Genomic DNA, 24,282 nt, shown 5'->3' on the forward strand with positions numbered 1-24,282 from the left:
GGGCGCTGACCCTCAGCCGCGCCGGCTAAGCACCGCACCCGGCACCGGGCAGGCGGGGAGGGCGGACGGGCCGAGGACGATATCGCCCTGGCGCGGGTTGTTGACCGTGAACGGCGCCGTTTCCTGCGTGCCGAAGAAGCCGCGGCCGATCTGCGAGGCGAAGAATTCGTCGCTCCCGAACCGGACGAAGCAGCGGTCCAGCACGGCCTCGTAATCGAAGCTCGCTTGGGTGACCGGGGCGGCCCCGAATTCCGGGCGGCCGCAATAGGCCGAGATGTCGATCTGCCCGGGCCGCGACAGCCGCACCGGCAGGGACCGGCCCGGCAGAAGGGTGACGGGCGGGCCGCCATCCTGGCGGGCGACCAGCACGTAGGTCGAGCGGTTGTAGATCCGGCGCAGGCAATCGGCGGACGCATCGGAGACGACCGAGATCGTCCCGGCCAGACCGAGCACGAGGCCGGCCAATCCGCATCCAATACGCTTCGTCACCGCACATCCTCCGCCGGCCGGCCGATCCATCAGCAACGCGGCCGGGCACGACTTGAACAGCGCCCGAGCCCGCCGCGCAAGGCGAACGCGGCAACAGGGCCCGCGTTCGATGCGGCGGCGGCGAAATCGCGCCGGTTCAGCGGCGCTCGTAGAGCAGGCGCGCCCGGATCGTGCCCGGGATCGCGCGGATCTCGGCCAGCAGCGCCTCGGCATCGGCGTCGGTCGCGTCGGTCTCCAGCACCACGTAGCCGACCTCGCCGTCGGTCTGGTAGTACTGCGCGGCGATGTTGACGTGGCCGCGGGAGAACACGTCGTTCAGGCGCCCGAGCATGCCCGGCAGGTTGCGCTGGACGTGGATGAAGCGCGTGCCCGTCGGCCGGGCCGGCAGCTGGACCTGCGGGAAGTTCACGGCGCCCACCGTCGAGCCGATATCGGAATAATCGACCAGCTTGCGGGCGACCTCGGCGCCGATGCGCTCCTGGGCCTCTTCCGTCGAGCCGCCGATATGGGGCGTGAGGATCACGTTCTCGATGCCCTGGAGCGGGCTCACGAAGGCTTCCGCGTTGGAGCCCGGCTCCACCGGGAAGACATCCACGGCCGCGCCCTTGAGGTGGCCGTCACGCAGGGCCGCCGCCAGCGCGTCGAGGTCGACCACCGTGCCGCGGGCGTTGTTGATCAGGAACGCGCCGGGCTTCATGGCGCGGATCTCGGCCTCGCCGATCATGTTGGCGGTGGCGTCGGTCTCGGGCACGTGCAGCGAGATCACGTCGCACTGGGCCAGCAGGTCGTGCAGGGTCTTGGTCGGCTCGGTGTTGCCGTGGCGCAGCTTGTCGGTGTGGTCGTAGAACAGCACGCGCATGCCCATCGCCTCGGCCAGCGTCGAGAGCTGCGTGCCGATATTGCCGTAGCCGACGATGCCGAGGGTCTTGCCGCGGACCTCCAGGGAGCCCGTCGCCGACTTGTCCCAGCGGCCGGCATGGGCGCCGACCGAGCGCGGCACGATCCGGCGCAGCAGCATCACGATCTCGCCGATGGTCAGCTCCGCCACCGAGCGGGTGTTGGAGAACGGGGCGTTGAACACCGGGATGCCGCGATGGCGCGCCGCCTCGAGCTCGACCTGGTTGGTGCCGACCGAGAAGCAGCCCACCGCCAGGAGCCGGTCCGCCGCCTCGAAGGCCGCCGCGTCGAGCTGGGTGCGCGAGCGGATGCCGAGCATGTGCACGCCCTGCAGCGCCTCGTGCAGCGCCTCGCGGTCGAGGGCCTTCGGCAGCCGGGTCAGGTTCGTGTAGCCGGCGGCCTGCATCAGCGCGACGGCGCTGTCGTTGATGCCTTCGAGCAGCAGAACCCGGATCTTGTCCTTGGGCAGGGAGAGCTTGTCGAGGGTCATGGGCTCTGAAGTCATGGGCACGGAAGGCATGGGCTCGGAAGTCATGGGCATCGTTCGTCCGGCGGCGGGACGGTCGCGCGCGGCTATGCCGGGCCGTCCCGCGGGTCTGTCTCGGGGCCAGCGATACGAGCCTGCCCTGTGCGACGCAACATGGCGCCGATCACGGCAGGGCTGCACGCCCGGCCGCCGTTCGAGGCCGCGCGGGAGGGCCGGGCGCGGGCGGCCCGAGCGGCCTTCGCGCGCCGGCGGCTCCGTTGTCACGGCCGCCGCGGCACGCCCCTGAAGCCGAGAAACCCGCTCGGTTGAAGTCGTTAAGCCGATGCGGTATGGAGCGCGCGTCCTCCCGGATTCCGCTTCGCGCGCGCTCAAGATTCTGTGCGCCGCCGAGTCGCCGGCTGGATCGCCCTCGTCATCCGTATCGACGCGTCGGCAAGCCGGATCCCGCGGGACCGGCCGCCTCTCCCCGAAGGTTTACGGGAGCGGCCGCGGCGAACCGGGGGTGCGTGCAACGCGAGCCGCCGACGCAACGGGCCCCCGCCGGGGGCCGTTCAGGAGAGAGAATGTCCGCAGGTACCGCTCTGGGGCGTGGCCCGAGCCGCGATGATTTCGCCGCCCTCCTCGAGGAGAGCTTCCTCGAACACGAGATCACCGAAGGGTCCGTCGTCAAGGGTCGCGTCGTCGCGATCGAGAAGGACGTGGCCGTCATCGACATCGGCGCCAAGACGGAAGGCCGTGTCGCACTCAAGGAATTCACCGGCCCCGGCCGGGAAGGCGAGCTGAAGGTCGGCGACGAGGTCGAGGTCTACGTCGACCGGATCGAGAACGCGCTCGGCGAAGCCGTCATCTCGCGCGACAAGGCGCGCCGCGAGGAGAGCTGGGTCAAGCTCGAGAAGTCGTTCGAGAATAACGACCGCGTCACCGGCACGATCTTCAACCAGGTCAAGGGCGGCTACACCGTCGACCTCGACGGCGCCGTGGCGTTCCTGCCGCGCTCGCAGGTCGACATCCGCCCGGTCCGCGACGTCACCCCGCTGCTCGGCACCCCGCAGCCGTTCCAGATCCTCAAGATGGATCGCCGCCGCGGCAACATCGTCGTGTCGCGCCGGACCGTGCTCGAGGAGAGCCGCGCCGAGCAGCGCTCGGAGCTGGTGGCCAACCTCGAAGAGGGTCAGGTCATCGACGGCGTCGTCAAGAACATCACCGAGTACGGCGCCTTCGTCGATCTCGGTGGCATCGACGGCCTGCTGCACGTCACCGATATGGCGTGGCGCCGCGTGAACCATCCGTCCGAGGTCGTGACCATCGGCCAGACGGTCAAGGTCAAGATCATCAAGATCAACCACGAGACGCACCGCATCTCGCTCGGCATCAAGCAGCTGCTGGCCGATCCGTGGGAGGGCATCGCCGCCCGTTACCCGGAGGGCGCCAAGCTCAAGGGCCGCGTGACCAACATCACCGATTACGGCGCCTTCGTGGAGCTGGAGCCGGGGATCGAGGGCCTGATCCACGTCTCCGAGATGAGCTGGACCAAGAAGAACGTCCATCCGGGCAAGATCGTCTCCACCTCCCAGGAGGTCGAGGTTCAGATCCTGGAAGTCGATCCGGTCAAGCGCCGCATCTCGCTGGGCCTCAAGCAGACCCTGCAGAACCCCTGGGAGGCCTTCTCCGAGAAGCACCCGGTCGGTTCCGAGGTCGAGGGCGAGGTCAAGAACAAGACCGAGTTCGGCCTGTTCATCGGCCTCGAGGGCGATGTCGACGGCATGGTTCACCTGTCGGATCTCGACTGGAACCGTCCGGGCGAGCAGGTCATCGAGGAGTTCAAGAAGGGCGACATGGTCCGCGCCCAGGTTCTCGACGTCGACGTCGAGAAGGAGCGGATCTCGCTGGGCGTGAAGCAGCTCGGCGGTGACCCCTTCGCCGAGGCCGGCGAGATCAAGAAGGGTCAGATCGTCACCTGCGAAGTCGTCGAGGTGAAGGATTCGGGCGTCGAGGTGAAGATCGTCGACACCGACATGACCACCTTCGTCCGTCGCGCCGAACTCGCCCGCGACCGCGGCGACCAGCGCCCCGAGCGTTTCGCCGCCGGCGAGAAGTTCGATGCCCGGGTCGTGCAGTTCGACCGCAAGGCCCACCGCGTCCAGGTTTCGATCAAGGCCCTGGAAGTGGCCGAGGAGAAGGAGGCGATGGCTCAGTTCGGCTCCGCCGATTCCGGCGCCTCGCTCGGCGACATCCTCGGCGCGGCCTTCAAGAAGGCCCGCACCGACGACGAGTGAGCCCAGATGGTATCGCCGCCCGGCCTGTCCGGGTGGCGGCCACGGATCAGTTCCAAGGCCCGCGCGGGACACCCGTCCCGCGCGGGCTTTTCTTTTTGTGCCGTGTCGAAGCGGGCCGCATCACCGGGCCGGTGCGGGCGGGGGTCGGCCTCGGTCGGACCGAGGCCGCTTGTCCGACCCGGGACGGCGCGGTACTCTGCCGAGTGTCGCGAAAAACGGCGGCCCGGTTCCGGGCCGTCGCGCACAGGCCGAACGCGGAAGTCATCTCGCTCGGCCAGCGTCTCCGGAAGAGCAGCCCGACATTGTCGGGCGCCGCAGCCAGCAACGCCCCCGGCGCTGTGAACCTGCGGTCGCAGGAGCGCACCCATGCGACAGGCGATTGCCATTATCGGCGCGGGCCTCGGCGGCCTCGTGCTGGCCCGTATCCTCCATCTCCACGGCATCGCGGCCACGATCTACGAAGCCGAACCGTCCGCCGAGGCGCGGGCCCAGGGCGGCCTGCTCGACCTCCACGAGCATACCGGCCAGGCCGCGCTGAAGGCCGCCGGGCTGTTCGAAAGTTTCCTCGCCCGCGTCCGCCCCCAAGAGGATGCGAAGCGCATCGTCGACAAGGACGGCGCCGTCCTGCTCGACAAGCCCGGCAGCCCTCTGGGTCATCGTCCCGAGATCGGTCGCGGCGACCTTCGGCGGATGCTGATTGCCGCGCTGCCGCCCGGAACGATCCGATGGGGACACAAGGTCGTTTCCGTCGCGCCCGGCGCGCGTGGACGGCACACCGTCACCTTCGCGGATGGTGCGACCGTTACGTCCGACCTGCTCGTGGGCGCCGACGGCGCCTGGTCCACGGTGCGCCCCCGCCTGTCGGAGGCACGACCGGCCTATAGCGGGATCGCGTTCGTCGAGACGTCCCTGCTCGCCGGGGCCGCGCGATACAGGGACAGCGCCGACGCGATCGGCAGCGGCACGCTGATGGCGCTCGCGCCGGGACGGGGCATTCTCGCCCACCGCTATGCCGACGGGACGCTGCACATCTACGCGGCCTTGCGGCAGCCGGCGGAATGGTTCGCGACCATGGGCGTCCCGGATGCCCCCGAGAGTCTCGCCCGCATCGCCGGGCACTTCGCAGGATGGGCGCCGCACCTCGCCGCCCTGGTCGGGCATAGCGACACGGCCCCGATCCTGCGGCTCATCCACGCGCTGCCGACCGACCATCGCTGGGCGCGCGTCCCCGGCGTCACGCTTCTCGGCGACGCCGCGCATCTCATGTCGCCGTTCTCGGGCGCGGGGGCGAACCTCGCCCTGCACGACGGCGCGGACCTCGCCCGGGCGCTCATCGCCGCGCCCGACAGCGTGGAGGCCGCACTCGGCCGGTATGAGGGCGATCTGTTTCCCCGCAGCGTCGAATTCGCCATCGCCGCTACGGAGAACCTGGCGCGGTTCTTCGGGGATGGGGCGCCCCACAGCGTCGCCGCCCTGTTCAAGGGCGGGAGGTCGTAAGCGTCCCTGACGGGTCGCTCGCACGCGGCGCATGCGCGCCAGGCAAGAGATCCATCGAGTGACCTGTGCCTCCGAATGGGACCGGATCGATACCCCGCGGGCTGCCCGCGGACAGCCCGTCTTGAGGGTCTGCCCGGGGGCACCGCATTTTCTTCGCGCGGCCCATATCCAGGCCCGCGGAAAATGCTCTAGAACACCGGCGTCGTGCGGCTCCGGCCGCGCGACGCAAAGGAAACCAAGGACTTGCCCGGCGCGGGGCCTCGCCCCCGCACCCCAGCTCGGGGTCGATCCGGGGAGGCGAGGGGAAGCGTACGCATGGCAGCCGACGCCGAACTGCTGATCGACCGCCGGCGCCTGCGCCGCAGATTGTCCCTGTGGCGGGTGCTCGGGATCGGCGGCCTGATCGTCGCGGTGGGCGCCCTGGGCTACCGGGTCCGGACCGGCCCCGACGGCGCCTTCGCGGTGCGCCCGCAGATCGCCCGCATCTCGGTCTCGGGCTTCATCGCCGGCAGCGAATCGACCGCCAAGCTGATGAAGCGGGTCGGCGAGTCGGACGCCGTGAAGGGCGTGATCGTCTCGATCAACTCGCCGGGCGGCACCACCACCGGGTCGGAGGAGATCTTCCGCAACCTGCGCGCGCTCGCTGCCAAGAAGCCGCTGGTCGCCTTCGTGGACGGCACCGCGGCCTCGGGCGCCTACATCACCGCCATCGCGGCCGACCATATCGTCGCCCGGGAGACCAGCCTGGTCGGCTCGATCGGCGTGCTGTTCCAGTATCCTGACCTGTCGGGCCTGCTCGACAAGGTCGGGGTCAAGGTCGAGTCGGTCAAATCCTCGCCGCTCAAGGCGGAGCCGTCGGGCTTCACCCCGACCACCCCGGAGGCGCGCGCCGCCCTGGCCGCCGTGGTGGGCGACACCTACGCGTGGTTCAAGGGCCTCGTCGCCGAGCGCCGGGGCATGGATCCCGGCCAGCTCGCCGTCGTGTCGGACGGGCGGGTGTTCAGCGGCCGCCAGAGCGTGCCCCTGAAGCTGGTGGACGAGTTGGGCGGCGAGCGCCAGGCGGTGGCCTGGCTCGAGAAGGACCGGGGCGTCCCGAAGGACCTGCCGATCAAGGACTGGAAGCCGAGCAAGGAGAGCGACTTCTCCCTGTGGTCGGCCGCCGGCATCGGCGCGGACCTGCTGGGCTTTGACGGGCTCGCCGGGCGCCTGCGGGCCGTCGGCACCCAGGCGGAGACGGCCGGCGGCGGCCTCCTCGTCCTGTGGCGCCCGGAGCCCTGAGCGCCCCCGACCGAGACGGCAGCCCGGAAGCCCGCCCCGATTCCCCGAGAAGACCAGACGCCATGATCAAGTCGGAGCTCGTCCTCAAGATCGCCGAGCAGAACCCGCATCTCTACCAGCGCGACGTCGAGATCCTGGTCAACGCGATCCTCGACACCATCTCGGATGCGCTGGCCCGGGGCGACCGGGTCGAGCTGCGCGGCTTCGGCGCCTTCTCGGTCAAGCGCCGAGAAGCGCGGAAGGGACGCAACCCGCGCACCGGCGCGGCCGTTGCCGTGTCCGAGAAGGCGATTCCCGTGTTCAAGACCGGGAAGGAGATGCGTCAGCGCCTCAACGCCGCGGGCATCGGCGAGAGCGCGTCGGCTGCCGAGTAGGAAGAGGTCTGTGAGCGCGATGATCCGTTTCCTGAAGAGCCTGGTGCTGCTCCCGATCGCCGCCCTGGTGATCCTGCTGGCGGTCGCCAACCGGGCGCCGGTGCCGCTCTCCTTCGACCCGTTCAACGCCGACGCCCCGGTGTTCAGCGTGAACCTGCCCCTCTACGCGATCCTGTTCGGCGCGGTGGCCCTGGGCATCGTGGTCGGCGGCGTCTTCACCTGGCTCGGCCAGGGCAAGACCCGGGCGAATGTGCGCTACCACCGCCGCGAGGCGACCCGCTACGAGCGCGAGGCGAACCGGCTGCGTGCCTACGCCCCGGAGAGCGAGACGCAGGGCCCCTACACGGTCCCCAACGCCAACCGGACCGCGCTGCCCGCGCCGCGCTGAGCCGCGCCTGTCAGCGTGCCGCCCGGACCGCGGCCACGAAAGCCGCGATCCTCTCCGGATCCTTGACGCCGGGTGCCGTTTCGACGCCCGAGGACACATCCACGGCTCCGAGCCCGGTCCGGGATAGAGCCTCGCCGACATTGCCGGCATCGAGCCCCCCGGACAGCATCGTGCCCGCCGGCAGGTCGGCACCGTCCAGGATCGTCCAGTCGAACCGGTGGCCGTTGCCGCCGGGGAGCGCGGCCCCGGCCGGCGGCTTGGCATCCAGCAGGATCCGGTCCGCCACCCCGGCATAGGCCGGGATTGCCGTGAGGTCGGCCCGGGCGGCCACACCGATCGCCTTCATCACAGGCCGGCCGGCGAGCGCGCGGATCGCCGCGACCCGCTCCGGGCTTTCGCGCCCGTGGAGCTGAATCAGGTCGGGATCGACCGCCTCGATCGCCGCCCGCACCACCGCGTCGTCCGGATCGACCAGGAGGACCACGCGTTCGGCGCGCCCCCGGGCCTGCGCCGACAAGTGCGACGCCTGGTCGAAGGCTACGTGGCGCGGACTTCGCGGGAAGTGGACGAGCCCGATCCAATCCGCGCCGGCCGCCAGAGCGGCTTCGACGGTCTCGGGCGTGCTGAGCCCGCAGATCTTGACGCGGGCCGGTGGGAGCGGGGCGGACATGGCGGCGGTATAGCCGATCTAGTACAGGACCGGCAGGTAGACGTTCGGGATCGGGAACCCACTGAACACCAGGCGCCCGTTAACGAGCTTCAGCGGCGGCAGGGGCTTGAGCGAGGCCGCATCCGCCGACGCCTCCGGCTCGGGTTGCCGGCCCAGGCCCAGCAGGCCGCCGACGAGCTGGCCGACCAGAGCGCCCTTGTCCGAGCCGAAGCGCTGGCCGACCACGCTGCCGATCAGGGCATCCATTCCGGCTGCCCGCAGGTCGAGCTGCCCGACGGGACGGTGGGCATCGTCCAGGGCGAGCGCGCCCTTCGCCTGGATGCGCTGGGCACCCTTGGCCAGGGACAACCCGGTCAGGTCGAGGGTTCCGCCGGCCTGCCGCCAGCGCTCCAGCTCCCGCGGCACCGGCCCGGTCCGCAGGACCGTGGCCTGGGTGAGCGTCGCGTCCAGGGACAGGTCGCCGGGCGCCGGATTGCCGGTGAGCGCGTCGAGCTGCGGCACGACGGCCTGGGCCAGGCGCAGGCTGACATCGACGGCGCCCTCGGATTCGTAACGGCCGGGAGTCGGCCGCGCGTGCAGCTCCAGATGCTGGCCGGTGACCGCGATCGGCCCCGGATCGGCGCCGGTGACGGTGACGTTCGGGCCGTCCACCACCAGGGAGGCGCGGGTGAACCCGTCCGACGCGCCGTGGACGCTGCCCTGGAGCTTGCTCCAGGCGGCGTCGCCGGTCAGCGCGCCCTGCTCGACGTGGAACGGCCCGGCGCTCTCGAACAGAACCAGGCGCGGCTGGTAGACCTGCGCCACCGCGGTGGACGGGCCGAGGCGGAACCGACCATCGGACCGCTCCAGGGTGACGGCGCTGCAGCGCAGCTCGATCCGGAACGGATAGCCGGTGAGCGACCGGTCGGCGCAGGTCCAGCTACGCCCGGCTGCCGCCTCCCGGGCGATCCAGCCATCGATCTCCGTCGCCGCCCGGCCCCGGACCCAGAACCAGCCGGCCGACCAAGCAACCGCGATCAGCGCGAGCAGGATATAGGGCAGGAACAGACCGAGCCGGAACCGTCGCGCCGTCTGCGCCCGTGAGGCCCGCGCATCAAGACCCGGCTGCGTCCGATCCTGAACCATGCATCCCGCTCCCCGTCATCCGCCCCGGATCACGGGGCTGCCGGCCCCGCCTTGAGGCCATGCACGGGGCAAAACTGGGGCGGCGCCGGGATCGGTCGACCGGCGGGCGGACCGATCCGCCCGACGGAACCGGTTTTTCGGCTCAGACTTGCGCCGGCTCGATCGTGTCGAGCTGCAGGTCGTTGACGATCGCCGTCCGCTCGGCCTCGTCATCGGCCAGGCGATGCACGTGCAGCTCCGTGGCGCCCCGCGTGCGCACCCGGTCGAGCCAGGTCCGCCGGAGATGGTCGCGCGGGCTCTCGTTCGAGGTCGCCACCGAGACCATCTCGGCGATGCCGGTATCGTCGCGCCGCACGGCGATCACCACGGCTTCCGCCATCTCGTCGAGATCGAAGGCGCCGGCCGGATGAACCCCAACCACGTAGCGCCGGCCCGAGCGCCCGCGCCAGGCCGAGAGCGGGAGGGCCGGCGTGCCGCGCAGGCCAGCGGTGGTCTTGAGGCGTTCTTCACGCACATCCTGTCTCCGCGTGCGATCGTCCTTCAGGTCGCGAAGCGCGGCCGACCAGGACAGGGCTCTTCTGTTCGCCATTTGTTCCAACCTACCGCGCGATATCCACAGGCGTCAAGCACAACGTTCCTGAGAAGGAATGTGGTGATCGCCCGCGTTATCCACAAGCGTCCGCAGGGGCCATCGTCATGGCGTGGCTGACGAAATTCGGCCCGCGGCCGTCCGGAACGATCAGCGGCGCTGCGCGGCTCCGGCCGGGGCTTCGGCGGCCGGAGCCGAATCGGCCTCGGCGGCAAACCCCTTCGGGCCGCCCTCCAGCAGGGCGTTGGATGCCAGCTCGAGCCGCTCCTGGGCCAGCGCCTGGAATTCCTGGCGGCCCATGCCCGGGGGGATCGGCTCCAGGAACTGGATCACGGCCTTCCCGGGCCGGCGGATGAGGCTGTTGCGCGCCCAGAACTGCCCGGTGTTCAGGCCCACCGGCAGGCAGGGCACCTTGAGGGCCATGTAGAGATGCGACAGGCCCTGCTTGTAGGCGGGCGGCGCCCCCACGGCCCGGCGCGTCCCCTCCGGGAAGATGATGAGCTGGCGCCCCTCCCGGATGGCGTCGGCCGCGGCCGCGTTCATCAGGCTCATCGCCCGGGCGCCCTTGGACCGGTCGATCGCCACCATGCCGCTGCGGGACAGGTACCAGCCGATCAGCGGGATCAGCAGCAGCTCGCGCTTCAGGATGTAGGCGAATTCCGGGAACACGGTGCAGAGCGCCAGGGTCTCCAGGGCCGATTGATGCTTGGCCGCCACCAGCAGCGGGCCGTTCGGAATGTTCTCGAGGCCGCGGAACTCGACCTGCATGCCGGCGACCACGCGCAGCAGCCACAGGGTCAGGCGGCCCCAGAGCCGGGCCAGCCGCAACACCGCGCGGCGGGAGACCAGCGTGGGCAGGCCGCCGAACGCCAGCAGCGTCGTCATGGCGTAGAAGCAGACGTTGAAGGCGAGGGAGCGCAGGGCGAGCATCGGAATCCGCTTCGTGGCGGTCCTCCTCTAGCGCGCAGAGGCGCCCGCGGCCAAGCGCGGACGGTCCGACACCGGACCGAACCGCTCATGCGCCACCGGCATGCGGCTCCGCACGCGAGAAGCCGGCGCTGCGCCCCGCGACCATCCAGTAGATCAGGCCGGCACTGGCGCCGACGACGAACAGGATCAGCGTCAGGCGCGCTTCCGCGGCGAGAAGGCCCGGCGCGGTGCCGGTCGTCTGCGGACGCACCGCGCCCCGCGCCAGCCAGGGCAGGGCGGCGGTCAGCAGGCCGCCCCCGGCGCCGTACCAGAGGTAACCGCGGCGCGCGAAGATCTCGCCGGCGAAACCGACCAGGGCGGGGGGCACGAACAGCAGGACGAACAACGCCTGCGCGAGGCCGGCGACCAGAAGGAGCAACCCTTCCGGCGGGAGACCGGCGGAGAGGTCGGACAGCGCCATGTCCACGCCGGCGAGCGCGCCGCCCGTGAGCCAGGCATTGGCCGTCGGGTCGACGAGCAGCGCCAGAACCAGGATCGCGGCGCCGGCCGGGACGGCGAGCAGGAGGGCGAAGGCTCCGAGGAGCAGGCGGCCGAGGACGTGCATGACAGGCTTCTACACCGAAGACCCCACGCCTTCGCAAAACGAAGCCGCGCCCGACCGGTCAGGGTCGGGCGCGGCTCTGAGATCCTGCGATCGTCAAGCTGCCGGCGGGACGACGTCCCGCCTCAGCCGTGGGCGGGGGCCGCCCCGCCATGGTCGCCGTGGGACGGCTTGCCGCGCAGGCGGCCGAGCCAGAGCGAGAAGTGGCGGATCACCACGTAGAAGACCGGGGTGAGGAACAGGCCGAAGAACGTCGCGCCGATCATCCCGAAGAACACCGCGGTGCCCAGCGCCTGGCGCATCTCGGCGCCGGGGCCGGTGGCGATCACCAGCGGCAGGGTGCCGAGGATGAACGCGAAGGCGGTCATCAGGATCGGGCGCAGGCGCAGCCGGCAGGCTTCCACCGCCGCCTCCACCGGGCCCCGGTGCTCGCGCTGCTCGATGTCGTGCGCGAACTCGACGATCAGGATCGCGTTCTTGGCAGCCAAGCCGATCAGCACGATCAGACCGATCTGGGTCAGGATGTTGTTGTCCTGCCCCCGGAACTGCACCCCGGCCAGAGCCGCGAGCACGCCGGTGGGCACCACCAGCAGGATCGCCATCGGCAGGGCCCACGATTCGTACTGGGCGGCCAGAACGAGGAAGACCAGGAGCACGCCGAGGGCGAAGACGGCGCCGGCGGTGCCGCTCGCGGCCTTCTGCTGGTAGGCGATCTCGGTCCAGTCGTAGGAGTAGCCCTCGGGGAGCGCCTTCTTGGCGATCTCCTCCATGGCGGTGAGCGCCTGACCGGTCGAGACGCCCGGCTTGGCCACGCCCTGGACCGGCACCGAGTAGTACAGGTTGAACCGCTGCACGATCTGCGGCCCGGTCACGTCGCGCACCGAGGCCAGCGTGCCCATCGGCACCAGCGCGCCCGTGGAGGAGCGCACCTTGATCTGCGAGATGTCCTGGATCGACGACCGGAACGCGGCGTCGCCCTGCAGGCGCACCTGGTAGATGCGGCCCAACGTGTTGAAGTCGTTCACGTAGGTGCCGCCGAGATCCGCCTGGACCGACGAGAACACGTTGGCGAGCGGCACGTTCAGCATCCGCGCGATGGTGCGGTCGATGTCGAGGAAGAGCTGCGGCGTCGCGTTGTCGAAGGTCGTGAACACGCGCTGCACGTCGGCGCTCTGGTTCGCCTGGGCGATCACCTCGCCGGCGGCGGCCATGAGCGGGCCGATCTCCGAGGATTGGCGGCTCTCGATCTGCAGCTTGAAGCCGCCGCCGTTGCCGAGACCGCGGACAGGCGGCGGCGGGATCACGATCACCCGGGCTTCCTGGATGTCGGAGGTCGCCTTGAGCACCTCGCCGGTGAGCACCGCGGCGCTGCGCCCTTCGCCGGCCCGCTCCTTGGCCCCGGTGAGCGTCAGGAACATCACGCCGGCATTGGTGGTGTTCGTGAAGGTTGCGCCGTCGAAGCCCGCGATGATGACGGCGTTGGCGATGCCGTGCACTGTACGCGCCTGCTTGGCGGCGCGCAGCATCACCTCGGTGGTCCGGTCGAGCGAGGAGCCCGAGGGGAGCTGCACGACGCCGATCAGGTAGCCCTGGTCCTGGTCCGGGATGAAGCCCGTGGGCGTCGTCTGGGCCAGGTGCAGGGTGCCGGCGATCACCGCCGCGTAGACCAGCAGCATCGCGCCCAGTCCGACGAACCCGCCGGTCAGGACGCGGATCGTCCGCCCGTAGAAGTTCGACGTGGCGTCGAAGGCGCGGTTGAAGCCGTTGGCAAGCCAGTTCACGAACCGGGTCAGGAAGAACTTCGGCTCCTTGCGCGCGTGGTGCGGCACGAGCAGCAGCTTACACAGGGCCGGCGACAGGGTCAGCGAGTTGAACGCGGAGATCAGGGTGGAGGCCGCGATCGTGAGCGCGAACTGCTTGTAGAACTGTCCCGAGATGCCCGGGATGAACGCGGTCGGCACGAACACGGCCGCGAGCACGAGGGCGATGGCGATGACCGCGCCGCCGACCTCGTCCATGGTCTTGTGCGCAGCGTCGCCCGGGGAGAGCCCCTCGGCCATGTTGCGCTCGACGTTCTCCACCACCACGATCGCGTCGTCGACCACGATGCCGATGGCGAGCACCAGCCCGAACAGGGTCAGGTTGTTGAGCGAGAACCCGAAGGCCGCCATCGCCGCGAAGGTGCCGATCAGCGACACGGGAATCGCGATCACCGGGATCAGGGCGGTGCGCCAGCTCTGCAGGAACACCAGCACCACGATGACCACGAGGCCGACCGCCTCGAACAGGGTCTTGTAGACCTCCTGGATCGATTCCTCGATGAACTCGGTCGGGTTGTAGGCGATGCGGTACTCGACGTCCGGCGGGAAGTTCTTCTTGACGACCTCCATCACCTGCTTGACCGAGGTCGCCGCCTCGAGGGCGTTGGTGCCGGGCCGCTGGAACGCGCCGATGCCCACCGCCGGCGTGTCGTTGAGGTAGGAGTTGGTCGTGTAGTCCTTCTGGCCCATCTCGACGCGGGCAATGTCCTTGACCCGGACGAGGCGCCCGTCCTGCGCCTTGATGATCACCTCGGCGAACTGTTCCGGCGTCTTGAAGCGGGCCTGCGACTGGACAACCAGCTGGAACGCCTCGCCCTTGGCCGCGGGCGGCCCGTTGAGCTGGCCGGCGGCCACCTGGACGTTCTGCTCCTGCAGGGCGGTGGTGACGTCGGTGACCGAGAGGCCGTAGGCGGCGAGCTTGTTCGGATCGACCCAGATCCGCTCGGCATATTCGTTACCGCCGAACACCGTGATGTCGCCGACGCCGTCGAGGCGCAGCAGCTCGTCGCGGATGTTCAGGTAGATGTAGTTGGCCAGGTAGTTCTGGTCGTAGGTCTTGTTCGGCGAGAGCAGGTGCACGACCAGCATGAGGTCGGGCGAGGCCTTGCGCACGGTCACGCCGAGGTTGCGCACGTCCGGCGGCAGGCGCGGCTGGGCGACCGAGAGCCGGTTCTGCACCAGCACGTTGGCGATATCGAGGTTGGTGCCGACCTTGAAGGTCACGGTCAGCAGCATGTTGCCGTCGTTGGTCGACAACGACGTCATGTAGAGCATGTTGTCGACGCCGTTGACCTCCTGCTCGATCGGCGTCGCGATCGTGGCGGCCACGGTCTCGGCATTGGCGCCCGGATAGGAGGCGCGCACGGTTACGGTCGGCGGCACGATCTCGGGATATTGCGAGACCGGCAGGCTCTCGTAGGCGACGAAGCCGAGGATCAGGAAGATGATCGACGTGACCGACGCGAAGATCGGCCTGTCGACGAAGAAATGGGCGAAACGCATCGGTCAAACCTCTGAGGCCCGCCGGTCACCCGGTCGGGGCCCTGCGTCGTCGAAGCGGCGCACGCGGCACGGCGTGCGCGAATGCCATCGTGTCGAGCCGGTCAGGCTCACGTCTTGCTCGGGGGCAGCTCGATCGTCTCCGGGGTGACCTTGGCCCCCGGACGGATGCGGGCGACGCCGTTGACCACCAGGGTCTCGTCGCCCTTCAGGCCGCTGCGGATCACCCGGTAGCCGTCCACCTTCGGACCGAGCACCACGTCCTTCTGCTGGATGACGTTGTCGGGCCCGACCACGTAGACGACGCGCTTGTCCTGGTTGGCGGCGACCGCCTCGTCGGGGATCAGCACGCCCTGGAACGGCTTGGTGGCCGGCATCGCGACGATGCCGAACAGGCCGGGCTTGATGAACTGATCGGCGTTCGGGACCGTGGCCCGCAGCAGGATCGTGCCGGTAGCGTTGTCGACGCGGTTGTCGACGAAGTCGAGAGTGCCCTTGCGGGTCGGCTTCGCCTCGCCGGACAACGAGATCATGATCGGCACGCCCTTACCCTGCTGGGTCTGGCCCATGCCGATGCCGAGGCTGTTCTGGTATTTCAGGAACGACTTCTCATCGACGGTGAAGCTGAACCAGATCGGGTCGAGCGACACGATCGTGGTCAGCATCGTCTGGTCGGCGCTGACGATGTTGCCCTCGGTGACGAGCCGCCGGCTGATCCGGCCGTTCACCGGGGCCTTCACCTCGCTGAAATCGTAATTCAGCTGCGCGTTGTTCAGCGCCGCCTGGGCGCTGTCGACGTCGGCCTGGGCGGTCAGCGAGGCCTGCCGGCGCTGGTCCGTGACCTGCTCGGAGATGTTGCCGCTCCGGGACAGGGTCTGGGCGCGCTCGAGGTCGGTCTGCGAGAAGGATTGCCGGGCCTTGGCCGAGGCGAGGGCGGCCTGGGCCTGCTCCAGCGCCGCCTTGTAGGGACGGCGGTCGATCACGAACAGAAGGTCGCCCTTCTTCACGTTCTGGCCGTCGATGAAGTTGATCTTCTCCAGGTATCCGGTGACCCGGGCCCGGACCTCGACGTTCTCGATCGCCTCGAAACGACCGGTATACTGGTCCTGCTCGACGATCTCGCGGACCACCGGCTTGGCCACCGTCACCTTCGGCGGCGGGCCGCCGGGTGCCTGGGCGTGAGCGATCGGTGCCAGGGGGCCCGCGACCAGGAAGCCGGCAGCGAGACCGGAGAGCACGGGGAAGAGACTGGAAAGCCGGCTGCGCATCGGGTCCTGCTGTCCGTTGGCCGACCCGTCGGTCGCACCGAGCTTGACGATAAATCCTTGGTGGGCGCGCCGTAACCCGCGCGCCCCGGTGCTTATTGTGCGAGAGCGCACATCACGGCCCCGTGAGGGCGGATTGTTTTACTCCGCTACTCGATTGCTTCGCCCGCGGCGTACCAATCCTTGAAGCCGCCCTTGTAGTGCTCGGAGATGTCGAGGCCCGCTTTCTGAGCGGCCATCAACGCGTGGACCGAGCGGATTCCCGACCCGCAGGACAGGACCGGGCGGCGGCCATCCGCGGCGATCAGGGCCGCGACGGCCTGCGGATCGAACGTGGAGAGCGGATGGGAAACGGCGCCGGGAATGTGCCCGGCCTCGTATTCGTGGTCCTCGCGCACGTCGATGATCAGCATCGTGCCATCGTTCAACCCACGCTTGACCGTCTCGCGATCGAGGTCGACCACCTGCATCGACAGGCTCTCCGTTCCGCCCAGCCGAAGGCCGGCCCTATGGACTGACGCTTTCCCTTATTCGTCAGGCCCGACCGGCGCAACTCACGGCGTTCCGCGCGGACCCGTCAGATCGCCGCGAGGGTCGGACCGATGGCCGCGAAATGCCCGTTCCAGCTCGGCGGCACGTAGCCGTCGAGGCGGCCGGCCAGTTCGGTGCGGAGCGGCGCGTTCCGTCGGGCGAGGGCTTCGATCGCCTGCTCCCAGCCAGGTCCGTCCAGCGGGTCGCAGAAATGGGCGACGCCGCCGGCGATCTCCCGGTGGACCGGGATGTCCGACGCCACCACGGGCAGGCCGGAGGCCGCCGCCTCGACGATCGGGATGCCGTAGCCCTCCGTGAACGACGGCATCAGTAGGGCCGTGCAGCTGCGGGTCAGCGCCGCGAGGCCGTGGGTCGAGAGGCCGGTGACCTCGATCGTGTGGGCGCGCACGCCGGGGCAGCGCTCGAGCATGTCGATGGCGCTCTCGGCCTCCCAGCCCCGGCGCCCCACGACGACCAGGCGGGGCGTCGCCGCCCCGTGCCGCTCGGCCAGCCGCCGCCAGATCTGGAACAGCAGCAGGTGATTCTTGCGCGATTCGATCGTGCCGCAGACCAGGAAGGTCGGGCGGTCCGGCTGGAGCCGGGGCCCCGAGCGGTCGAAAGCCGTCTCGACGCCGAGATGGCCCACCGCCACCGGCGGCCGGCCGAACCCTTCGGCCGCCAGGTGATCGAGGGTGCGCACGCCGGTATCGGCCGAGTTGACCAGGATCGCGGCGGCATGCCGGCCGACCGTGCGCATCCGGATCCGGTGGCGGTCGGCCTCGCCGGCACGCCCGTATTCGGGATGCGTGATCGGGATGAGGTCGTGGACGAAGAACGCCGCGCGCACGTCCCGCCGGTCGTAGAGCCAGTCGAACCGTCCGGGATTGTCGAGGCGCAGATGCGAGGTGTGCAGGTAGAGGGCATCCCGGGGCAGGGCCGCGAGCGAGCGCCCGCGCAGGGCGATGTCGGCTGCGGTCCGGGCCTGGATCCGGCGGCGCTGCGATCCGCCATTCCGTGGCGCCGGCGCCGATGGGGCGGCCGCCGCCGGGGCGCCGAGCCGCGCCGCAAGCCCGCGATAGACCGGATCCGAGAGCGCGTCCCGATCCTCGACCCAGCCCGCCGCCACCGCCTCGACGATGGCGAGGGCAAGCGCGCGGTCCAGCACCCGCGGCCCATACGCCGTCGAGACCACGCCCACGCCCGGCCCGGGCCGGCCGAGGAAGTGGCGGGCATAGGCGAGATCGACCCGGTCGATCCCTGACGGGCTGGCATGGCGCAACCGCGTGACGAGGCGCGTGAGATCGAAGGCGATCGGTCGGTCGGTCATGGTCCTCGTTGGCGTGGCGCGGGCGTTTCGGCGCGATGGTCGGGGGGCTGGCGCTCCCCGTACCCGTCCGGGCCGGAGAGGGCCAGCACCGCCGATCCGTCGCGGAGGGCTTGCGCGGGCCGGGCGCGACGGCTAAGAGCGCCGGGCCCACGTGGCGTCGGAGTGTAGCGCAGCCCGGTAGCGCACCTGTCTGGGGGACAGGGGGTCGTCGGTTCAAGTCCGGCCACTCCGACCATATTTTTTTTGGGACTGCGCGTTGGCGCCGGCCCGATCGACTAACCCCCATTCGATCGCCATCGTACCCTGGCTTCGCCGAGGGATTCGTGCGCGGGTTCAATCCGGCGGCGCGTAGGCTGAGCCATCGGCCGCGCTCAGCGGCGCTTCTACGTAGCGCCCGTGCTCCGGCACCGCGACCTCATCGAAACGCTCGGCCAAGGCGTGGAGCGCCCTGCGCATTTCGGGGCCCTGGAGCGGGCGGCCGTGGCCGGTGATGACGCACTCGGGTTCGAGGCCGGCGAGCGCCTGGACCGAATGGCGCGCCGCGCCCCAATCGATCGTCAGATACATCGGCGGCCCGTGTAGTTCGGGCTCCTGGACCGCCACCGCGTAGGCCGATTCCTGCGCCGTGGTGACGAAGGCGTCGCCGACGATCAGGGTGCGGTCGGCCTCGCGCCAGAACGAGACATGGCCCGGCGCATGGCCCGGCGTGTGAATCCAGCGCCAGCCCGGCATCGGCGGCACCGATCCGTCCCCCGGCAGATCCTGCAGGCGCCCGGACACGTCGACCGGTTTCGTCGGGAAGAGCGGCGACAGGCGCCCAAGCAATCCGCCGCCGACGCTCGGATCGGGGGCCGGGTAGGAGGCGCTGCCGTCGAGATAGGGCCGCTCCAGCGCGTGCGCGAAGACCGGGACATCCCACTCTTCGGCAAGATCCTCGAGCACGCCGACATGGTCGAAATGGCCGTGGGTCAGCACGATCGCGGCGGGCCGCGCGCCCGCGCCGAACCGCGCTTCGGCTGCCGCCATGATCGCGCCCTTGGCGCCCATCACGCCGGCATCGACGAGGACCCAGCCGCGGTCGCCGGCTCCGGGGGCGCCGACGAACACGGTGTTGACCAGCACGAGCCGCCGATAGGCGACGTCGCCGGTGATCGCGTGGGTGGAATCGTCCCGCTCGGCATCGCGGGCCGGATCGTCGGCGCGGGACTTCGGATCGACGGGAATCTGCTGGGCCATGCGGGGCTGCTCCCATGCGGGTTGCCCGAGCAGGCCGGTCTCGGCAGATCTGCTCGGGTCGTTGCGGCCGCGATGTTGTCCCGCCGCGGACTCGACCGCTCTGGCGTTGGATGCTTCGGCCGCTGGTGTACCGCAAACCGGGGTCGTAGAAGCGGGTTCCCGGAGCGCCGCGGGGCCGGCTCGCCGCAGCGGGATCGCGCACGGCGATTCCAACCCCATATGGACCCCATCGACGCCACCGCCGCAGGTCCCAGCATGGCACCGAGCCCGCTCGCCCTCATCGCGTCCGCCACCCTCGTCACCCTGGTCGCCACCGGCACGGGGGCGATCGTTCTGCAGCAGGGTTCCCAGTTCAGCCACCCTCGCCGGGTCGGCGGCAGCTTCGCCATGGCGGATCTCGACGGCAAGCCGGTCAGCCAGGCCGACCTGCTCGGCAAGCCCACCGCCCTGTTCTTCGGCTTCACCCATTGCCCCGAGGTCTGCCCGACGACGCTCGCGACCCTGTCGGCGGCGCTCGGCCGGATGGGCCGCGACGCCGACCGGCTCAACGTCGTGTTCGTCACCCTCGACCCGGAGCGCGATACGCCCGAGAGCCTGCGGGACTACCTGGCCGCGTTCGATCCGCGGATCCGCAGCTTCGTCGGAACGCCCGAGCAGGTCGCCCGCATGGCCGACGCCTACCACGTCGCCTACAAGCGCGTGCCGGTCCAGGGCGGCGACTACACGATGGAGCATTCCGCCACCGTCGGGCTGTTCGACAAGACCGGCCGGATGGTCGGCGAGATCGGCTACGGCGAGGACGAGGACCGTACCCTGTCCAAGCTGATCACCCTGGCGCTGCCGGGGCAATGCGCCCCCGGGGGCGGCGCCGCGCTGTGGGAGACCAACGGCCCCACCAACGCCTGCGGCCCGCGAAGCTGAACCTCAGCCGGCGCCGCGGTAAATTGCGCGGTCATTCCAGGGTGACTAGAGGGCGGGGCAGGTCGTCAGACCGGCGATTCCCGGAGGTTCGAGCTTGATCACGCGACGCGCCCTGACAGCTTTGGGCCTGCTGGCCCTCTCGCCCCTCGCGCGCCCCGCCCTGGCCGCATCCGGCGGCCCGCGCCTGGCCGCACCCGAGCCGATGGATTTCGACCGGCTGAAGACGCTGGCCCGCAGCCTGCGCGACCGGCCCTACGCGCCGCCCCCGGAGGCACCGGCCTCGCCGACGTTGGACGCGCTGACCTACGGGCCGCTCCAGGAGATCCGCTACCCGCCGGGGCACGCCCTGTTCCCGGAAAGCCCGTACCCGGTCACGTTCTTCCACCTGGGCAACTTCTTCCGGCATCCGGTGAAGATCTATGCGCTCGAAGGCGGCCAGGCGCGCGAGGTCCTGTATTCGCGCGACCTCTTCGCCTACCCGCCCGGCAATCCCGGCAAGGACCTGCCCGACGGCGCCGGCTTTGCCGGTGTCCGCTTCCAGAAGGTCCCGGCCGACCAGCCCGGCGCCGACGGCGACTGGCTGGCCTTCCTCGGGGCCTCCTATTTCCGTGCGGCCGGCGACGGGGCGCAGTACGGCGCCTCGGCCCGGGGCATCGCCATCGACACGGCGCCGGGACCGGGCAAGACGGAGGAATTCCCGGTCTTCACCCGCTTCTACGTCTCCCCGGCCGCGGACGGGGCGGTCACCATCCTGGCGCTGCTGGAAGGCCAAAGCCTCACCGGCGCCTACCGGTTCACCGCCCGGAAAAAGCCGCATGTGGTGATCGACGTCGCCTGCACGCTCTACATCCGCAAGCCGGTCGAGCGGTTCGGCGTCGCGCCGCTGACCTCCATGCTCTGGTATTCCGAGGGGATGAGCCGGTTCCTCGCCAGCGACTGGCGGCCCGAGGTGCACGATTCCGACGGGCTGCTGATGCGGACCGGCGCCGGCGAGCTGATCTGGCGCCCGCTCAACAACCCGCCGCGGCTCAGCGTCAGCGCCTTCGCGGACCGCTCGCCGAAGGGGTTCGGCCTGCTCCAGCGCGACCGGTCCTTCGACAACTACATCGACGACGGCTTCGAGGAGAACCGCCCGCATATCTGGGTCGAGCCGCAGGGCAATTGGGGGGCCGGCAGCGTTCAGCTCGTCGAGATCCCGACCCACCAGGAAACCGACGACAATATCGGCGCCATGTGGGTGCCGGCCGATCCGCCGGGCGCGGGGTCGGAGCGCAGCTTCGCCTACCGCCTGCACTGGCCGGTGACCGAGCCGGTCGCCACCGATCTGGCCCGCTGCGTCGCGACCCGGGCGACCAAGGCCTCCTGGCTCTCCGAGGCGGACAGGCGTGCGGGCCGGGCGAACCTCGTGCGCCAGTTCGTCCTGGAATTCGAGGGCGCGGCCCTGGCGGGTCTCAACCCGGAACAGGCCACGGTGGCGCTGACGCTATCGCGCGGCTCTGCCGAGGAGGTCGGGGCCACCTGGGCGCCCTACGGCAAGCCGAGCCCCTGGCGGGTATTCCTGAAGGTTTTCGCCGAAGGACCCGAGCCGGTCGAGATGCGGCTGCAGCTCAAGAACGGCGACCGGCTGCTCTCGGAGACCTGGGCCTACCAGTATTATCCGCAGGCGCCCGGCACGGTGCTGTAGGCCGACAGGCCGCTCCGCCGCATTGCCGGGCCGGCGCGGCCCTCTGTAGAAGGGTGATCCCGGGCGGCGTCACGCCGTCCCGCCGCATCCGAGGCCGTCATGAACGGCGAACCGCCGCCCGGCCTCAACCTGCCCGAGGCCCTGACCCGCCTGCTGAAGGCCCCGCGGAGCGCGATCTGGCCGACGCCCGAGGACCGGCACCGTCTGCGCCTCGGCCGCCAGCGGCCCCGCCAGCCGAGCAAGGCCGTGATGGGCGTCTGGATCTGGGCGATCCTGTACAACGTGATCGGCTTCGCGATCCTCGCGACCCTGTGGCGGACGATGCACTGACCCGATGAACGCACCCGAGACGCTTCGCTCCGCAGCGCACCGCGCGATCCCGATCGTCCTGCTCCTCGTGGGCCTCGCGGCGGCACCGGCCGGGGCGCAGACGCCGGACAGCGCCCTCAACGCCGATGACGGCACCGGGGCGGTCAAGGTCTGCTCGCCGGTGGCGATGCCCCGCTGGCGCTCGATGATCCCGGTCCCGAAGACCTGGACCTTCCTGGATTGCATGGGCTTCTCGGGCGAGATGGGCGCCAGCCATTTCCAGCTCGGCTGCGTGTTCGCCAACGTGACGCCGCACGCACAGAAATACGCCTGGGGGCCGGTCGTGCCGATCGAGAAGGCGGCCCTGGCCAAGCCGCAGCCGCCGATCCCGAATTGCGGCTGGTGATGCGCCCGATCAGCCTTGGCCGACGCGCGTGTCCGGCCAGTCCAAGGCGAGGGTGAGCTGAGCCCGGAAAACCACCGTGCCGGCCTCGTTCCGGACCTGCGCCTCCAAGTGCAGGTCGGCCAGATCGGTCCCCACGGCCGATGTCTGCGTCGCCCGAAGCGTGTCGTTGGCGACTTCCACCAGCGCTTCCGCTGCGGACCGGCAAGCTTCCCGCCGCCCGCAGAATTCGAGGCCCTCCTCGTCGCGGGACAGGGCCGTTCCGGTGATGAAGTCGGTGAAATAGCGCACGGCACACCGCCCCCGGAACCAAGCCTACAATTAGCCCGCCCGGATCATTATTGTCGTTAACCTGGGTCAAGGCGTGCCGCGCGGTCGCCATGCGCGATCGGAAGTCGTTTGACCATCGTCCGGGTGACGGGAAAGCGTTCAACCGGGAAACCGAGTCTGTTCCCGCGGGTTAATTGAAACAGACTCGACGCGTCGGCGCATCATCGTCTGAAAGCGTACATAGCCCCCGGACAAGCTCAATTTCGCTTGTGGTCGGGCGGCGGCCGTTTACCTCGAGTCCTTCGAGATCAGACAAGCTTCAGCGCCGGTAACCGAGAGACTGGCCGCGCTCTAGCACCGACTTTGGAGCGGAGCCTTGGATCGACCGAAGCAGGATGGCGTCCGCAATCGTCTGCTCCGTCTCATGCCACCCGAGGATTTCGCCCGTCTCGCGCCCGCGCTGGAAACCGTGTCGGTGCCGCTGCGCGAGTTGCTGATCCTGCCGCTTCAGCCGATCACCCACGCGCATTTCATCGAGGAAGGCATCGTGTCGCTGGTCGCCGACACGGTCGAGGGCCGGATCGAGATCGGGGTCATCGGCTACGAGGGGATGTGCGGCGCACCGCTCGTGCTGGGGGCCGACCGGACGCCGCACACCGCGCTCGTCCAATCCGACCTGGTGGCTCTGCGGCTCCCGGCCACGATCCTGCAGGCGGCACTCGACGAGAGCGCACCGCTGCGCAGCCTGCTCGGGCGATACGTCCAGAGCCTGATCGTCCAGGTCGGCCACACCGTCTACGCCAACACGGACCTCACCATCGAGGCGCGGCTCGCCCGGTGGATCCTGATGACCCACGACCGGCTGCAGAAGGACGAGCTGATCCTCACGCACGAGTTCCTGGCCATGATGCTCGGCGTCCGGCGTCCGGGGGTCACGACCGCGACGCACGTTCTCGAGGGCTCGGGCATGATCAAGGCCCGCCGCGGGCGAATCATCGTGACCGATCGCGACAAGCTGGAAGACTTGGCCGGGGACGCCTACGGGCCGGCCGAGGCCGAGTACGAGCGGCTCCTCGCGCAGGGCTGATGCGCCGGCCGTCGCGACCCGGTCGAGCTTGGCCCGGCGCCTGAGCGACCGCTGCCCTGGCGGGCACACGATCCCCATTCGGCCAAGCCGATAGGCGGCGCTGTGCTTCGAAGGAGCGACGCGTGAGGCCGATCACGGTCTCGCGGGATCCGCGCAAGCCTGACGATGCACGAACAGCGCTTCGTTAAAGCCTCGCCCTGAAACTGGGCGTCAGGCCGGCTGTGGCGCGCGCACAACGGATCCACGCCCTTCGACCTTTCCCGGCCCCGTTCGGCACCGACGATCTTTGACGCGCGCCGGCGATCGGGTTACAGGTGATCTCGCACGA

General features: G+C 70.2%; 23 protein-coding genes and 1 tRNA gene. 11 read left to right on the plus strand and 13 right to left on the minus strand.

Going from position 1 to position 24,282, the window contains the following annotated elements:
• Positions 1-12: 12 nt before the first annotated feature.
• Both WYO_RS05200 and serA read right to left on the minus strand, forming a co-directional pair.
• Positions 13-489: a hypothetical protein gene (locus WYO_RS05200; RefSeq protein WP_007559920.1), complete on the minus strand. Its 477-nt coding sequence runs from the start codon at positions 487-489 to the stop codon at positions 13-15.
• Positions 490-625: 136 nt separating this feature from the next.
• Complete coding sequence (gene serA, locus WYO_RS05205) at positions 626-1,876, minus strand: phosphoglycerate dehydrogenase (RefSeq protein ID WP_039902311.1); 1,251 nt, start codon at positions 1,874-1,876, stop codon at positions 626-628.
• A 560-nt stretch (positions 1,877-2,436) separates the two neighbouring features.
• Between serA and rpsA the strand changes: the two genes are divergently transcribed.
• From rpsA to WYO_RS05230, 5 genes are all read left to right on the plus strand, one after another.
• Complete coding sequence (rpsA, locus tag WYO_RS05210) at positions 2,437-4,149, plus strand: 30S ribosomal protein S1 (protein WP_007559924.1); 1,713 nt, start codon at positions 2,437-2,439, stop codon at positions 4,147-4,149.
• Positions 4,150-4,515: 366 nt separating this feature from the next.
• Complete coding sequence (locus WYO_RS05215) at positions 4,516-5,646, plus strand: NAD(P)/FAD-dependent oxidoreductase (protein WP_007559926.1); 1,131 nt, start codon at positions 4,516-4,518, stop codon at positions 5,644-5,646.
• Positions 5,647-5,961: 315 nt separating this feature from the next.
• A complete protein-coding gene (sppA, locus tag WYO_RS05220; protein ID WP_007559928.1) occupies positions 5,962-6,924 on the plus strand; it encodes a signal peptide peptidase SppA in 963 nt (320 codons plus the stop codon).
• Between the two features lie 62 nt (positions 6,925-6,986).
• Entirely contained in the window at positions 6,987-7,298 is a 312-nt protein-coding gene (locus WYO_RS05225; RefSeq protein WP_007559930.1) for an integration host factor subunit beta, read from the plus strand.
• A 19-nt stretch (positions 7,299-7,317) separates the two neighbouring features.
• On the plus strand, positions 7,318-7,686 hold the full coding sequence (locus WYO_RS05230; RefSeq protein WP_007559932.1) for a LapA family protein: 369 nt from the start codon (positions 7,318-7,320) through the stop codon (positions 7,684-7,686).
• A 10-nt stretch (positions 7,687-7,696) separates the two neighbouring features.
• Here WYO_RS05230 and WYO_RS05235 read toward each other — a convergent pair whose 3' ends face one another.
• The 9 genes from WYO_RS05235 to WYO_RS05275 all read right to left on the minus strand — a co-directional run bounded on the left by WYO_RS05235 (position 7,697) and on the right by WYO_RS05275 (position 18,044).
• Entirely contained in the window at positions 7,697-8,356 is a 660-nt protein-coding gene (locus WYO_RS05235; RefSeq protein ID WP_007559934.1) for a phosphoribosylanthranilate isomerase, read from the minus strand.
• An 18-nt stretch (positions 8,357-8,374) separates the two neighbouring features.
• The gene (locus WYO_RS05240; RefSeq protein ID WP_007559936.1) at positions 8,375-9,481 is read right to left on the minus strand and encodes a DUF2125 domain-containing protein; all 1,107 of its coding nucleotides are present in this window, start codon (positions 9,479-9,481) and stop codon (positions 8,375-8,377) included.
• Positions 9,482-9,623: 142 nt separating this feature from the next.
• Complete coding sequence (locus WYO_RS05245) at positions 9,624-10,070, minus strand: hypothetical protein (protein ID WP_039902314.1); 447 nt, start codon at positions 10,068-10,070, stop codon at positions 9,624-9,626.
• A 150-nt stretch (positions 10,071-10,220) separates the two neighbouring features.
• Positions 10,221-11,000 carry a lysophospholipid acyltransferase family protein gene (locus WYO_RS05250; RefSeq protein ID WP_007559940.1) on the minus strand — a complete coding sequence of 260 codons (780 nt, stop codon included), beginning with the start codon at positions 10,998-11,000 and terminating at the stop codon, positions 10,221-10,223.
• Positions 11,001-11,085: 85 nt separating this feature from the next.
• The gene (locus WYO_RS05255; protein ID WP_007559942.1) at positions 11,086-11,604 is read right to left on the minus strand and encodes a hypothetical protein; all 519 of its coding nucleotides are present in this window, start codon (positions 11,602-11,604) and stop codon (positions 11,086-11,088) included.
• Between the two features lie 122 nt (positions 11,605-11,726).
• Positions 11,727-14,924, minus strand: a complete 3,198-nt coding sequence (locus tag WYO_RS05260; RefSeq protein WP_007559943.1) for a multidrug efflux RND transporter permease subunit — start codon at positions 14,922-14,924, stop codon at positions 11,727-11,729.
• A gap of 107 nt (positions 14,925-15,031) precedes the next feature.
• Positions 15,032-16,189, minus strand: a complete 1,158-nt coding sequence (locus WYO_RS05265; protein WP_007559945.1) for an efflux RND transporter periplasmic adaptor subunit — start codon at positions 16,187-16,189, stop codon at positions 15,032-15,034.
• 146 nt (positions 16,190-16,335) lie between these two features.
• A complete protein-coding gene (locus WYO_RS05270) occupies positions 16,336-16,656 on the minus strand; it encodes a rhodanese-like domain-containing protein (RefSeq protein ID WP_007559947.1) in 321 nt (106 codons plus the stop codon).
• Positions 16,657-16,763: 107 nt separating this feature from the next.
• On the minus strand, positions 16,764-18,044 hold the full coding sequence (locus tag WYO_RS05275; RefSeq protein ID WP_007559951.1) for a glycosyltransferase family 1 protein: 1,281 nt from the start codon (positions 18,042-18,044) through the stop codon (positions 16,764-16,766).
• 158 nt (positions 18,045-18,202) lie between these two features.
• On the opposite strand from WYO_RS05275, the gene WYO_RS05280 reads away from it, so the two are divergent.
• Positions 18,203-18,279 (plus strand) — tRNA-Pro (locus WYO_RS05280).
• A 98-nt stretch (positions 18,280-18,377) separates the two neighbouring features.
• Here WYO_RS05280 and WYO_RS05285 read toward each other — a convergent pair.
• Positions 18,378-19,280: an MBL fold metallo-hydrolase gene (locus WYO_RS05285; protein WP_007559953.1), complete on the minus strand. Its 903-nt coding sequence runs from the start codon at positions 19,278-19,280 to the stop codon at positions 18,378-18,380.
• A 219-nt stretch (positions 19,281-19,499) separates the two neighbouring features.
• Between WYO_RS05285 and WYO_RS05290 the strand changes: the two genes are divergently transcribed.
• From WYO_RS05290 to WYO_RS05305, 4 genes are all read left to right on the plus strand, one after another.
• Entirely contained in the window at positions 19,500-20,201 is a 702-nt protein-coding gene (locus tag WYO_RS05290) for an SCO family protein (RefSeq protein WP_244424067.1), read from the plus strand.
• A gap of 94 nt (positions 20,202-20,295) precedes the next feature.
• On the plus strand, positions 20,296-21,885 hold the full coding sequence (locus WYO_RS05295) for a glucan biosynthesis protein (protein WP_007559957.1): 1,590 nt from the start codon (positions 20,296-20,298) through the stop codon (positions 21,883-21,885).
• 99 nt (positions 21,886-21,984) lie between these two features.
• Positions 21,985-22,215 (plus strand): hypothetical protein, encoded by a 231-nt coding sequence (locus tag WYO_RS05300; protein ID WP_007559959.1) that lies wholly within the window; start codon positions 21,985-21,987, stop codon positions 22,213-22,215.
• A gap of 4 nt (positions 22,216-22,219) precedes the next feature.
• Positions 22,220-22,600 carry a hypothetical protein gene (locus WYO_RS05305; protein ID WP_007559961.1) on the plus strand — a complete coding sequence of 127 codons (381 nt, stop codon included), beginning with the start codon at positions 22,220-22,222 and terminating at the stop codon, positions 22,598-22,600.
• A gap of 9 nt (positions 22,601-22,609) precedes the next feature.
• Here WYO_RS05305 and WYO_RS05310 read toward each other — a convergent pair whose 3' ends face one another.
• Positions 22,610-22,888, minus strand: coding sequence for a hypothetical protein (locus tag WYO_RS05310; protein WP_007559963.1), 279 nt, complete (start codon positions 22,886-22,888; stop codon positions 22,610-22,612).
• 355 nt (positions 22,889-23,243) lie between these two features.
• On the opposite strand from WYO_RS05310, the gene WYO_RS05315 reads away from it, so the two are divergent.
• Positions 23,244-23,954: a Crp/Fnr family transcriptional regulator gene (locus tag WYO_RS05315; protein WP_007559965.1), complete on the plus strand. Its 711-nt coding sequence runs from the start codon at positions 23,244-23,246 to the stop codon at positions 23,952-23,954.
• The last annotated feature ends 328 nt before the right edge of the window (positions 23,955-24,282 follow it).

The sequence above is a fragment of the Methylobacterium sp. GXF4 genome (assembly GCF_000272495.1).
GTDB classification, from domain to species: Bacteria; Pseudomonadota; Alphaproteobacteria; order Rhizobiales; family Beijerinckiaceae; genus Methylobacterium; species Methylobacterium brachiatum.

Coding starts and splice junctions, on each gene's coding strand:
- WYO_RS05255 (WP_007559942.1), bottom strand. CDS start 11,604: ATGCACGTCCTCGGCCGCCTGCTCCTCGGAGCCTTCGCCCTCCTGCTC.
- sppA (WP_007559928.1), top strand. CDS start 5,962: ATGGCAGCCGACGCCGAACTGCTGATCGACCGCCGGCGCCTGCGCCGC.
- WYO_RS05245 (WP_039902314.1), bottom strand. CDS start 10,070: ATGGCGAACAGAAGAGCCCTGTCCTGGTCGGCCGCGCTTCGCGACCTG.
- WYO_RS05230 (WP_007559932.1), top strand. CDS start 7,318: ATGATCCGTTTCCTGAAGAGCCTGGTGCTGCTCCCGATCGCCGCCCTG.
- serA (WP_039902311.1), bottom strand. CDS start 1,876: ATGACCCTCGACAAGCTCTCCCTGCCCAAGGACAAGATCCGGGTTCTG.
- rpsA (WP_007559924.1), top strand. CDS start 2,437: ATGTCCGCAGGTACCGCTCTGGGGCGTGGCCCGAGCCGCGATGATTTC.
- WYO_RS05250 (WP_007559940.1), bottom strand. CDS start 11,000: ATGCTCGCCCTGCGCTCCCTCGCCTTCAACGTCTGCTTCTACGCCATG.
- WYO_RS05285 (WP_007559953.1), bottom strand. CDS start 19,280: ATGGCCCAGCAGATTCCCGTCGATCCGAAGTCCCGCGCCGACGATCCG.
- WYO_RS05290 (WP_244424067.1), top strand. CDS start 19,500: ATGGACCCCATCGACGCCACCGCCGCAGGTCCCAGCATGGCACCGAGC.
- WYO_RS05265 (WP_007559945.1), bottom strand. CDS start 16,189: ATGCGCAGCCGGCTTTCCAGTCTCTTCCCCGTGCTCTCCGGTCTCGCT.
- WYO_RS05275 (WP_007559951.1), bottom strand. CDS start 18,044: ATGACCGACCGACCGATCGCCTTCGATCTCACGCGCCTCGTCACGCGG.
- WYO_RS05225 (WP_007559930.1), top strand. CDS start 6,987: ATGATCAAGTCGGAGCTCGTCCTCAAGATCGCCGAGCAGAACCCGCAT.
- WYO_RS05260 (WP_007559943.1), bottom strand. CDS start 14,924: ATGCGTTTCGCCCATTTCTTCGTCGACAGGCCGATCTTCGCGTCGGTC.
- WYO_RS05300 (WP_007559959.1), top strand. CDS start 21,985: ATGAACGGCGAACCGCCGCCCGGCCTCAACCTGCCCGAGGCCCTGACC.
- WYO_RS05235 (WP_007559934.1), bottom strand. CDS start 8,356: ATGTCCGCCCCGCTCCCACCGGCCCGCGTCAAGATCTGCGGGCTCAGC.
- WYO_RS05305 (WP_007559961.1), top strand. CDS start 22,220: ATGAACGCACCCGAGACGCTTCGCTCCGCAGCGCACCGCGCGATCCCG.
- WYO_RS05240 (WP_007559936.1), bottom strand. CDS start 9,481: ATGGTTCAGGATCGGACGCAGCCGGGTCTTGATGCGCGGGCCTCACGG.
- WYO_RS05270 (WP_007559947.1), bottom strand. CDS start 16,656: ATGCAGGTGGTCGACCTCGATCGCGAGACGGTCAAGCGTGGGTTGAAC.
- WYO_RS05215 (WP_007559926.1), top strand. CDS start 4,516: ATGCGACAGGCGATTGCCATTATCGGCGCGGGCCTCGGCGGCCTCGTG.